Annotated in this window: 5 protein-coding genes; 1 reads left to right on the plus strand and 4 read right to left on the minus strand. The window is 61.7% G+C overall.

The features are described from left to right. Together IPK59_19960 and IPK59_19965 are read right to left on the minus strand one after the other, a co-directional pair. The gene (locus tag IPK59_19960) at positions 1-1,722 is read right to left on the minus strand and encodes a type I secretion system permease/ATPase (GenBank protein MBK8160936.1); all 1,722 of its coding nucleotides are present in this window, start codon (positions 1,720-1,722) and stop codon (positions 1-3) included. 9 nt (positions 1,723-1,731) lie between these two features. Then, on the minus strand, positions 1,732-7,629 hold the full coding sequence (locus tag IPK59_19965) for a hypothetical protein (protein MBK8160937.1): 5,898 nt from the start codon (positions 7,627-7,629) through the stop codon (positions 1,732-1,734). A gap of 582 nt (positions 7,630-8,211) precedes the next feature. On the opposite strand from IPK59_19965, the gene IPK59_19970 reads away from it, so the two are divergent. Beyond that, positions 8,212-8,475 (plus strand): DUF1488 family protein, encoded by a 264-nt coding sequence (locus IPK59_19970; GenBank protein ID MBK8160938.1) that lies wholly within the window; start codon positions 8,212-8,214, stop codon positions 8,473-8,475. A 17-nt stretch (positions 8,476-8,492) separates the two neighbouring features. On the opposite strand, the gene IPK59_19975 is transcribed toward IPK59_19970, so the two are convergent. Both IPK59_19975 and IPK59_19980 read right to left on the minus strand, forming a co-directional pair. Beyond that, positions 8,493-10,415 (minus strand): AsmA family protein, encoded by a 1,923-nt coding sequence (locus IPK59_19975; protein ID MBK8160939.1) that lies wholly within the window; start codon positions 10,413-10,415, stop codon positions 8,493-8,495. A 146-nt stretch (positions 10,416-10,561) separates the two neighbouring features. After that, positions 10,562-12,493, minus strand: a complete 1,932-nt coding sequence (locus tag IPK59_19980) for a helix-turn-helix domain-containing protein (GenBank protein ID MBK8160940.1) — start codon at positions 12,491-12,493, stop codon at positions 10,562-10,564. Between the last annotated feature and the right edge of the window lie 124 nt (positions 12,494-12,617).

The raw sequence follows: 12,617 nt of genomic DNA on the forward strand, positions 1-12,617 counted from the left end.
CTATTCCGCCGCCTGGATGATCTTGGGCTTCGCAGCCCCGGGCTGAGAAAGGACCTGGCGCAGCACCTCCTCTTTCGGACCGAAGGCTTGCGCGCGGCCGTCACCCAGGGTGAGGATGAGGGATACCTCCGCCAAGGCGCTCGGTCGATGGGCGATGACGATGACGATGCCGCCGCGCGCGCGCACCGACGCCACGGCGCGGCTCAGCGCCTCGTCGCCGGCGGAATCGAGATTCGAATTGGGTTCGTCCATGATCACCAGGAACGGGTCGCGGAACAAGGCGCGCGCAAGCGCAATGCGCTGCCGCTGGCCGGCCGAGAGGCGCTGGCCGCCATCGCCCACCTGGGTATCGAAACCCTGCGGCAGGCGGCGCACGAGATCATCAACACCGGCGAGCTGTGCCGCGCGCAACACTTCCTCGGATGTTGCACCCGGATCGAAGCGGGCGATGTTCTGGGCGACCGTGCCGGCCAGCAATTCGATCTGCTGCGGCAGGTAACCCAGGAAACGTCCGGCCTGGATGCGGGTCCATTGGTCGAGGGTGGCGCCATCGAGGCGAATGGTGCCGCGGGCCGGCGCCCAGATTCCGATGAGGGCGCGGGCAAGGGTCGATTTCCCCGACCCGCTCGGGCCGATGATGCCGAGGCCGTCGCCGGCTGACAGGCTGAAACCGATATCGCGCAGGATCGGTTCAGCGACCCCCTCCGCCGTCACCGTGAGCTTGTCGACTTCCATGCGCTGGCTGGGTGCCGGCAGCGCCACCATGGCAGCGGGCAGCGGCGCCTTGAGGTCGTTCTGCAGGCGGCGGTAGCTCTGGCGGGCGCCGATGAAGCCCTTCCAGTTGGCAATCGCCAGTTCGACCGGCGCCAAAGCGCGGCCCAGCAGGATGGAGGACGCGATCATGACACCGCCGGTCACCTCACCCGCGATGACCAGATAGGCACCCAAGGCCAGGACTAGGGATTGGAGGCTCATGCGCGCGAATCTCGATAAGGCGGCAAAGAGCGAGGTGACGTCACTGCCCGAGAGTTGTGCGACCGCTGCTTCCTGCGCGACACCGCGCCAGCGCTGCAGGAGGTGCGCCGCCATGCCAAGCGGCAGCACGGCTTCCGCATTGCGCCGCGAGGCTTCCGCGAGCTGCGCCGCTTCGTTCGATTTCAAGGTCGCCTCGCGCTGATGTTCGGCGCTGAAACGGTCGGTAAGCACGGTGAGGATCGACAGGGTGACGATACCGGCCAGGCCGATATAGCCGAGCCAGGCATGGAGGCCGAACAGCAAGGCTGCATAGAGCGGCATCCAAGGGAGATCAAATAGGGCCGAGGGGCCGCCGCTGGAAAGAAAGCTGCGCAACTGTTCGATATCGCGGAAGGGTGAGTGCGGCTGTACCTTGCCGCCGCCCGGCATGCCGCGTTCGAGATAGGCATCGAAGGCGCAGTCGCTCAACCGGCTGTCGATCGACCGGCCGATGCGGGCAAAGATGCGGGACCGCAGCATCTCGAGCGCACCCTGAAACGTGTAGAGGATGACGATCAGGATCACGAGAGCCATGAGAGTGGGCACGCTGCGGCTGGCCAGCACGCGGTCATAGACCTGCAGCATGAAGAGCGAGCCGCTCAACATCAGGATGTTGATGGCACCGCTGAAGCCCGCGGTCGCCAGGAATGCGCCGCGGGCCGAGGAGAGCGCCGCCGCGGCTGGTGACCGCGGCGGCTTGGTGTTGATGGTCATGCGTTATACAAAGCGGAAGTCGCTCTCATGAAGGTGGGCAAGGACGATGTCCTTGATCACCACGCTGTTGTCATTGTCGATGGCGATGACGACGTCATCGCCATCCTGCTCACTGGCCGCAAGGACCGCGGTGAAGTCGGCGAACAGGGTATGGTCGAACTCGATCTCGTCACCGCTCGACCCGCAGGTCTTGAAGTCGTGGATCGTGCCCTGGCCGAAGCCCGGCTTGAACACGAAGACGTCCTTGGCGGCACCGCCGGTGAGGTCGTCATCGCCGAGGCCGCCATCGATCCGGTCCTGGCCGGCATCGCCGCGGATCGTATCGTCGCCGGCACCGCCGCCGAGGATATCATTGCCCGCTTCGCCGCGGATGTCGTCGCTGTCGGCACCGCCATCGACCGTGTCGTTGCCGGCACCGGCGCGGATGCCATCATCGCCGTTGCCGCCCTCGATCACGTCGTTGCCGCTACCGCCGCGCAGATCATCGTCGCCCTGGTCGCCCTGCAAATGGTCATTGCCGGTGCTGCCATCGAGATAGTCGTCGCCCTCCTTGCCCTGGAGCGTGTCATTGCCCTGACGGCCATGGAGTTCGTCGCTTTCATTGCCGCCGACCAGGAGATTGGCCGAGGCATCGCCACGGAACTCGACCGCCACATCCGGCGAGCCGTTGATGAGGTTCTCGACCTTGGTGACGGTCGAGCCATCGTAATTGCCACCGTCGACATCGCCATGGGCGAGATCTACCGCGACATCGTCGCCGCCGGAAGTCACGATCAGCGTGTCGGTGCCGGTGCCGCCGTCGAAGGCTGTCTCCTGGACGGCATCGTCACCACCCAGCGTATCGTTGCCGGCACCGCCCGAGAGCGTGTTCTCGCCGGCACCACCGGTGAGCTTGTCGTTGCCGCCTTCGCCCTTGACGATGTCGTTGCCGGCACCACCTGCGAGCTTATTGGCATCGTCATTGCCGGTGAGCTGGTCGTCTTCATCGGTCCCGACGACATTCTCGAAATGCACTGCCTGAAGCACGGCACCGTTGAGCGTGATCGCACCGGTCACGAGGTTGACAATGGCCGGACCCGTCGCCTTGGAGAGATCCAAAGTGTCGCCGTCCGTCTCGTTACCCTCGCCGGCATCGATGATCGTGGCGCCGAAGGCGTCGCCCAGCACCACTTTATCATCGCCGCCCTTGAGGTCGATGTCGAGGGGGGTATCCGTGGTGAGGTTGCTGGTGTCGACCAGGTTCGCACCATCCGACCCTTCAATCACGACCTCTGTGACGCCGGTGAGCGCGCCGGAAAGCTTGGCGCTTTCCCCGTCGGCCAGTTCGAGGTTGAGGGTTTCGAGACCGCTGGTCTTCACCAGGGCATCGGCCGCGCCACCGGCGAGGCTGATCGCTATGTCGAAGCCGGCCGCCTTGCCGGTCACGTCATAGACGCGCGGGGCGTTGGTCTCATTGCGGAGCACAGTGAGCGTGTCATTGCCGGCACCACCGGCAAATTTGTCGTCGCCGCCGGGGACCTGGTAGGTAAACTGGTCGTCCCCATTGCCGCCATTGAGATCGTCATCGCCAGCACCACCGTCGATTTCGTCATTGCCGGCACCACCGGCAATGACGTCGTCGCCGTCACCGCCCGTTAGTTCATCATCGCCGGCATTGCCCTCGATATCGTCATCGCCGGCACCACCTTCGACCACATCATTCCCGCTGCCGCCATAGAGCATGTCGTCACCGGCGCCGCCCTCGAGAGCATCGTCACCGGCACCACCATCGACGCTGTCATCGCCGGCACCGCCATCAACATGATCGTTGCCGGCACCACCGGTCAGATCATCATCGCCGGCATTGCCGAAGATGCTGTCGTCGCCATTGCCGCCAGCCGCAACATCGTCGCCTTCGCCGCCGGTGATGGCGTCGTTGCCGGCACCACCCGTGATGTCATCGTCACCTCCATTGCCGGCAAGGATATCGTCATCAGCCTTGCCGTCGATGATGTCGTCGCCATTGCCGCCGGCTAGATTGTCGGCGTCCGGCGTCCCGGTGAGAATCTGGTCCTCGTCGACGATCTCATCGGCCAGTGAAACGACCGTGACGTCCTCGAAGGCGAGACCCTGATTGCCCCAGGAATAGAGCGCAAAGCCGCCTTTGGCGAAGCTGTGATCGGCGATTTCAGTGCCGAAAATCTGCACGCCGTCGATATAAGCGAGGATACGGCCGTCCTTGATGTCGACGCGCAGGTTGGTGAGTTCACCCGGCGTGTACTTGCCGGGCACGATGCCGAGGATTTCTTCGACCCCGCCCCGCATGCGGATCAACTGGAACACGGCACCGGCGCCGTTGCTGGGATTGCGGTCGAGATCGCCTTCGGCATCCAGCTCGATCTTGTAGTAGTTATTGGCATCCACATAGTGGATCAGAATGCCGAGCGCGTCGTTGTCCGGCGTCACGAAGTTGGTTTCGACCGAGTAGTTTTCCCAATCTTCGACGCCGTCGCCGTTATAGAGGGCATAGGTGCCCTTGCGCAGGACATTGACGCCGTCGCCGAGCGGGCTCCAGCCGCGGTCCCAGTAATTGGCCGCTGTGGCGCCGTTCCATTCCAGCTGCCGGCTCTGGAGATCGGTGAGCTGGGTGAGCTTGCCGTCGACGAACTGCCAATCCGACTGCAGGCCATTGGGGCCGATGCCGCCAAACTCGCCTTCATCAACGATGGTCCAGTTGGCAGCCGAGGCGGCCGAGCCGAAATCGTCATGGAACAGGACATCGTCCTGGGCGAACACGGTCACCTTCACCGTGTCGGTCGAGACGGTGCCGTCGCTATCTGTCACTTCCAGCGTCAGCACATGGGCGTTCGGTGCCAGGTTGACGGTCGGGTTAGCTCCGGTCGCGATGACGTTGCCGTCGGCATCCTTCCAGACATAGTGGCTGACCGGGTCGACACCAAAGGTGGCACCGGCATCCAGCGTCACATCGACCGAACCGTCGCCATCGAGGTCGACCAGGCGCTGGTCGTTGCCGGCATGGGCTTCGAGGGTCACCTGATTGACGGTGATGTTGTCAAAGATCGAGGCCCGCTGATTGTCGGAATAGATGCCAACGGTGCCCTGGGTGAGCGGGTCGGTGGCATCGACCACCGGGCCGCCGAAGAGGACCTGGTTGTCGACGAAGACGGTGATCTGGTTATCGACCACCGCGACCTTCAGTGTCATGTCGGCATTGAAGCGATAGCCGCCGACTTCGCTCGCCAGTACGGTTTCGACGCTGTCCTGCACCTTCACCAGTTCATGGGTGTTGGTTTCGGCATTCAGCACCAGGCGGTAGTGATTGTTGACATCGGTGTAATAGAACACCACGCCCACGCCGTCATTGTCAGTCGAGGTGATGCCGGTCTCAAAGACATAGTCGTGCCAGGTCTTGGCCGCGGCATCGCCCCAGACGAGGATGTTGCCGTCGCTGTCGGACTGGTCATAGAGGGCACCTTCCGGGGCCGGCATGCCGGCTTCCGCTGTGTCGCGGGCAAAGACGGTGCCCTTGACGATGAAGTTGCCGGTGGCGCCACCCTCACCGATGGTGAGCGAGGCGACGCCGAAGGTCGGCGACAGGGTTTCATTGTTGAAATCGAACTGGACCGAGGCCGGGGTGGGTGCGGCATCGAGAATACCCCCCGCCTTGGCCGTGCCGAGGGTCGCGATCTCCGCATCGGTGAACAGCTTATCGGTCACCAGCACGCTGTTGACATAGAGATCGCTGGTTTCGCCGTCTTCGTCGGTGAACAGCAGCAGGCCGGTGCCGGCATCGAGGCTGAAGCGGGCGGCATCCACTGTCTGCGTGCCGATCTTCACGCCTTCGACATACTTGCTGAGAGTGAGCGAGCCGTCGCCATTGTCAGTGAAGGTGACGGCGACGCGCTGCCAGACGCCGTAGGTGAAGCCGGCCGGGTAATTGCCGCTGATGCCGACGCCGCCGACGCCGTTGCCGATATCCTTCACGAAGAAGTCGCCGTCGTCATTGTTGTTCACATTGAGCTGGAACAGCGACGTATAGCCGGCGTGATTGACCGGGATCAGGATGTCGAAGACGATCGAATATTCCGGCACCTTGTAGCCCGCGGGCAGGCCGAGGTTCGGGTTGAGCACGAGCTTCTCGGTCGGCACCAGGGCGTTGACGAGGGCCACGGTATCGTTGCCGCCGGGCACTGCCGGGATGCCGAACTCAGCCGGCGTGCCGATGGTGATGACGTCGGCGCCGTCCTGGGCCGGCTTCACCCAGCCATCGGCGTTGCCGTCGTTGAAATTCTCGACCAGCAGCGTGTCGTCGCCCTGTACCACGGTCAGGAACCCGTCGGTGGTGACATGGTCTTCGCTGTCGGTGATGCGCAGGGTCAGCTGATGCTGGCCGACGCCCAGTTCGACGCTCGGCTTCTCGCCGGTCGCGATCACATTGCCGTCTGCATCCAGCCATTCATAGCTGACGATGTCATTCTGCGGATTGAGCGATTGCGAAGCATCAAGCAGCACCACGGCCTTATCGGCACCGGCCGGCGCGTCGACGAACAGATCGTCGCCGGCGCGGGCTTGCGCCAGAACGTCCGGGGCGCCGACATCGACATTCTCGAACACTTCCTGATGGCCACGATAGGGGCCGGTCAGGCCATCACGATCCAGCTCTTCCTTGATGCGAAAGCCATCGAGATAGTCGTCGAACTCGGTGAAATAGGTTTCCGTGGTGATGCGGTTATTGTCGGGATCGATCGTCACCAGGCGGATGGCGCCGTTGCCGCCGCGATTGCCCAGCGCCTCGTTGCCGTTGCCGGTGATCTCGCGCGAAACGCCGTTCTGGTAGTTCACCAGCATCTCGAAGGTCGGCGTGCCGTATTGCGATTCGACGACATTGGTCTCGGCGCCGTCGCCGAAGATGTGGCCGGAGAAGGTGAACGTGATGTTGGGATATTTCGACAAGAGTTCCCGATAGACCGTCTCGCCGTCATTGGCACCTTCGGGATCGCTGCCCATGCCGTAATCATAGCCGGCGCCTTCGTCATAGATGGGGGCACCCAGCGGGTCGTGCTGGCCGGCGAAGTTGGTCAGCGAATGCGAGGCGAGGATGACGCGGTGGTCGAGATGGGCGTCAAGCACGTCGCCGGCCCAGCGGATAACGTCGTCGCGCGGGCCGAACTCCAGCGAAAGGACCAGCCATTTGGTGCCGTCCGGCGCGGTAAAGGTGTGATAGTTGTTGGCGCTGCGGTCAGGTTCCTGGTCATAGACGCCACCAAACGTGTCACTGACAGCGGCCTGTTCCTCGGGCGAGAAGCGGTCGTCGAGATAATAGGTCGAATGATCCGCCGCCGACCCGCCCACTGCCTGGTCATGGTTGCCCGGCAGCAGCGAATAGGGAATGACACCGTCGAGGATGCGCAACGCCGGCTCGGCGACATTCCATTGCGATTCGATATTGTTGTCGGTGATGTCGCCGACATGGACCATGAACTGGATGTTGTGACTCTCTTTGTTGTCGACCAGCCACTGCGTCATGTCGGAGAAGATGTGGTTCAGTTCCGGATGCGAGGTGTAGTTCTGCGTGTCCGGAAAGACCGCGATGGTATAGGCGTTCTCGCCGGCAACTCGAACGCGGAAATCATCATAGACGCTTTGACCGTTGGTGTCGGTGGCGATAACACGTATATCCGAATGACCGAGCGCGCCCGGTTCGATGGTCAGAATGCCGCTTTCATCGATATTCGCGCCGGTGATCACCTCGCCGTTCGAGTTCTGAAGCGAATAGGTATGGCCGGCGCCACCAAACGCAGCATTGAGATCGATCGTCCCCGCGTTGCCGCCCGGATGAAGCATCAGATCCATGAGAACGCGTTGCGGAACGGCGGTGGTCAGCAGGGCTGAATCGGGCATATCTGGGAGTCCTTTTGATGTCGATTGCGCAAATGAAAGCAAGCGGCCTGAAAAATTGGCGAACGCACCCGTGCCCCACTGAGAGGTTTTTCAACGCATCTAACTGGAAGACTGGATCGCTCTGCAGGATTGATAAAATTGATTCGGAAATTTGTGTGTTAATGTTTCGTTAGGCAAATATTACCAATGCAATTCGTTCAATAAAGCGAACGCGATAAGGTGCTGCGCGTTGCCAACCTCACAATCGCGATCAGCCTCCCAAATGCCTATAGCGGGATGGCGATCTGCTTCCGCGCAAGGGCCCCAGATCGCCATGGCCGCCACGCTTCCGATCACCTCCCGGTGCTGGCCGAGTTAGCCTTCTCTGATGCCGAGTAAACCCGTCCGACAATCGATACCGAAAGGCGGAGCGCTGCTGCCAGTATCTGCCATCACGGAAATATCACAAATACGGCTTAGCTACTGCGGTGAAACGAGAAATGCCAACACCGCCACCTGTCGCCCAAACCATCGCGTAGGCGCGCATTGCGAGGGTGCCGGTCAGACTGCATACTTCTCGCTTGAGATCCAAGGGAGGGACTGTTGGCACTGACATTTCTCAACGAGACTCCGGTCTACAATCCCGACCGTGAAACTCTGCGCATGGTTGGCATTGCCGCATCCGGGCATGTCGTCTGCCGTGTGACAAAGCCCGCCATCCTCGCCTGCGAACAAGTGGCCGAGGCTTCGCCCACGCAATTGCTGGAAATCTTCTCCAGGCATCGAGACCTCTTCGAGAAGACGGCGCAGCAGAAATACCTCACCGGCGGACAGCAGCCGGACGGATCGATCCTGATCGGTTCCTGAACGGTCGCATCGGCGCCCTAGTTCTGGGGTGTGGTCGTCAGGTTGCCCAGCAATTGCGCGCAGGAAACATCCTCAGCATTGCCTGGTTCGATCAGCGGAATCGGCACACCCTTGCCGATCGAGATGTCCGGGTTGCGGATCTTGCCTTTGAGGGCGACTGGCGCATCGATGTCGAGCAGGCTGAAATCCTTGGCATCAGCTTCGATTTCCATGTCGATCACCTGGGTCCGAAGATTGGCATGACCGCGGACATAGAGGACCGAATCCGTGGTATCGACAATGAAGCGATCGAAGGCGGCGTCGCCCTTGTTGAGCACGATCCGCCCAGCGCCGCACCGGATCGGCACCTTGGCATCCTCGGTCACGTAGAGAATGAGCGCCTGACCAATATCGAGACCGGCCAGTTCGACTAGCAGCCAGCTGAGTGAGCCGCCTTTCATGCCGAGCCAGATATCTCCCTCTCCGGTCCCCATCACCTCGGCCAGCGATCTCCCGGCACCGGTCAGGTTGATCTGTGCATGTACCTTGCCATCTGTCGTGTCGAAATAGGGCGAGCCCTTGAAGAAGGCCCCAAGATCGAGATTGGAGAGGGCAAGATCGGCGCTGACTGTGGGCTGCTCCTGGCGTGCATTGAGCACCATCTCTCCCTGCACGATGCCGTTGGCGACACCCATCTTCAGCGGATTAAGCACGGCGCGACCGTTAGCGACCTTGACTCGGCCGTTGAGCGATTGAATGGGCAGATAGTTCGGCGCGCGAACCGTCTTCGCATCTAGGGTCACATCCATGTCCATGACGCGCAGTTTCTCTATCTTCAGCGGAACATGAGGAAACAGCTCGTCATCGGCCTCCAATTGCGCGGCACTCTGCTCCTGCTGCGCGGACGCGGATTCCTTTCCGTCGGTCCCTGGCGGCAGGCCGATGAGGGGACCGAGATCATCGAAATCGAGGGATTTCGACATCAACTTGGCGGTGAGGAAAGGCCGTTCTGGCACGTAATCGATTTTAACGTCGCCGGCTAGATCGCTGTTGCCGACGATCCCGGCCATCTTCTGGAACTGCCAGACCTCGCCCTTGCGCGTGAGATGGCCAGATAGCTTGTAGGGCGGCGTTGAAGGAGCCGGCACGCCGAGAACCGGAAAAATCTCGGCAAGATCCGGCCCTGCCAGTTTCATCTGAAGATCCGCCCCCTCCATCTTGAACGGGTCGTCGATCTTGCCGTCGACTTCGACCGAGGTCTTCCCGAAATCGATCGACAGTTCGAGCGGATATGGCTTGTGAGACTCCTGCAATTGTCGAATGGAACCGCCGGCAAAATCGACCTTCAGCGGTTTACCTTCGAGTTTCCCGGTGGCGTGGAATTCGACCTGATTGGTCCCTGACGCCTCGCCGGCACCGATCCTGATATCGCCGGTGAGCGCCAGGTCGCGCTGCCGGTCCAGAAAGGAGATCTTGCCCTTCGTGATAACGAGCTTGTTGATCGTCGGCGCCTCGGACCGCTCATCCGGCGCCGCCACCTCGGCTACGGTGGCGACCGCGGGGTTTTCTCCGAAGCTCCAATTCTTGGCGCCTTCCGCACTGCGTTCGAGGATGATGATGGGGCTCATGAGCTCGATGTTCGGGAAGACGAAATCGCCCAACAGGATCGGCAGGATCTCAACCTGGAAGTCCATCGACTGGGCCTCCAGCATGTGCGGCTTAGTGCCCCATTCGGCATTGGCGATTTTCACCTCCTTCAAGCTGACGTGCGTGGTCCACCCCCAATCGATTCTGGTATCGGCGATGCTGGTCTCGCGTCCAAGCGCAGCCCCCAGGCGCGTCTGCGCCTCATCCCGCAGCAGATCGGACTGCAGCACAGCATAGAGCGACACGCCGGTCAGCATCAGCAGGGCCACGATACTGCCAAGGATGATCGCCGCGATCTTGATGAACCTGCGCATCTGCCGCCTTCCTTGGGACGGATTGTCCCAATCTCACAATGCGGATCGCGCCGATGGGTTCCCCATAAACGTAGACGGCCCGCTGGCATGATGTTCCGAGCTGGGAACTCAGGGGCCAGCAGCGAGGCAGCCGGAACAATCCCCAGTCACGTCAGGATCGCGTTCAGCCTCAGCGCCACATGCAACTCGAGCGCCTTGACGGGGTCGTCCCATCCCCCCGTGATTTCGCGCAGTGTGTCGAGGCGCTGCCGCATGGTGTTGACATGTACTCCCAGGGTTGCCGCCGCGAGCTTGATATTGTGCTGGCTGTCGAAATAGCAAAGCAGCGTCTGCTTCAGCAATTCGCGCTGGCGAGGCGCCCGCGCCTCGATCGGCTCCAGCATTTCCTCGAGATATTTCGCAAGGCGTCGCGCATCACCAGCCTCGAACAGCTTTGCGAACATGTTCACGTCCGATTGATCAACGAACCGATCGAGCCGCTTCATATTGCGCAGCACGTGAAAAGCCTGGTTCATGCGGGCGAAATGATAGCCTGTCTGGCTGAGATCCGTGAACTGTTCCGACAGAATGCCGCCGGCCTCCCAGCCATTGCGCTTCTTCGTGAGGTTGTGCAGGAACGTCCGGATTGCCTCTTCCGGCCCGATGGCCAGATAGGTGTCGTCCAGCAGATCGACAAGGGCGTTGAGCTTGGCAGCACTTTCCCGGATGCGCGCTGTCTGATCTGCCCGGTCAAGCCCCGTGAGGACAATCTGTGCCAGCATGACCGGCGACTCCGTGCGCAGCCCGAGGCGATCCCGCACCGCCGAGATGGTAGATTCGTCGGGCGGCGAAACCATGACGACGTGCCGCAGCAAGGTCGAGGATGCGATCAGCTTTTCGGTTTCCCGCCTTTCATTCCACAGCTTGGCTATGGAGAGGGCAACTGTGCTGCGCTCCAGATTGCGGATCTCGATCGCGTCCAGTTCGCCCTGGTTGCAGATCACAAGGCTCTCCGCGCGCTCGGTGCCGCCATGCAGGACTATCGCACGGCATTGCTCATCGCCCTTGTTCACCACCAGGACCGCGCGGCCAGTGTGTCTGGATTGCGAATGCGCGTTGATTAGCAGCGCCGGCTCGACCTTGGCTGCCTTGAGGTCGCCCGCCAGATACCCACCATAGGTTTCAGCTACGAACTCCTCGCTGATTTCCAGCTGCTTGTCATAGAGGAAGACGGCGCCGTTGATCCGGCTCGCCATCCGTTTGAGAAAATGCTGCAGCTCGGCGCCTGACGCTAGCAGGTGAGTCATTTCGTCATGCGCGGCAGCCGACGCTTCGACACGCTGAATATGCTCGATCAGAGCATTGCGGTTCCGCTCCGCCTCGCCCAGCGCCTCGCTGAGCATGATGAACAGGTTGGCATTCCGCATGGCGACACCGGCGTGCAGTGCGAAAGATCCGAGAACCGATATCTCACGGCCAGAGAGCTTGCGGCCATAGCGATCGGCCACGAACAGGAACCCCAGGACCTTGTCTTCCGACAGGATCGGGAAGCCGGCGAGCGAGACGATGTTCTCGGTCCGGAACACGCGGTCAAGCTCCGGTAGATGCCGGAAGCGCCGATCATTGAGGTAGTCCTGGGTCTCGAAGAAGCTCTTTGAACTGAGGATCAGGCTGACGGCGCCGTATTCGACCCGGCTGGTCATGCCGGCCGTCGCCGGCGACAGATTTCCCTCCGCCGTGACGGTGCGAAACAGACCGCTCTCCTCGTCCAGGATCGTCACCCAGGCCACATTCGCGCTCACTAGGCTGCGGGCGCGCGTGACGATGGTCCGCAGCAGGTCCTGGACCGCTAGGGTGCTGGAAAGATCATGCGTCGTCTCGATAAGGAGGTTGAGGCCACGTTCAGCCAGGGCATGGCCGCTGATGATGCGCCTGATCGCGTTCACATGGCTCTGCAGGCTCTCGAATTGCTCGGCCTCGCCGGGTCGCGTCGACCGCGCCTTCATCCGCTCCAATGCGGCATCGATCTCCGCGTCGCCGCCCCCGAGCGCCACTTTTTCGAGGACCGACAGTGCGTCGGCAAACTGGTTTTGGGACACGGCTTGGCTCCAAGTCAAACTTGGCGGCGCCGCACGAGCGGCTCGGGATGTATCACTATCCCAAACAAGCCGTGTTTTCCAGGAATGTCGGATTTGTCATGGGTATGGGCAACCGCCCCACTCC

It is taken from the genome of Rhodospirillaceae bacterium (genome assembly GCA_016712715.1).
In the GTDB taxonomy this organism is placed as follows: Bacteria; Pseudomonadota; Alphaproteobacteria; order Dongiales; family Dongiaceae; genus Dongia.

Coding starts and splice junctions, on each gene's coding strand:
- IPK59_19965 (MBK8160937.1), bottom strand. CDS start 7,629: ATGCCCGATTCAGCCCTGCTGACCACCGCCGTTCCGCAACGCGTTCTC.
- IPK59_19975 (MBK8160939.1), bottom strand. CDS start 10,415: ATGCGCAGGTTCATCAAGATCGCGGCGATCATCCTTGGCAGTATCGTG.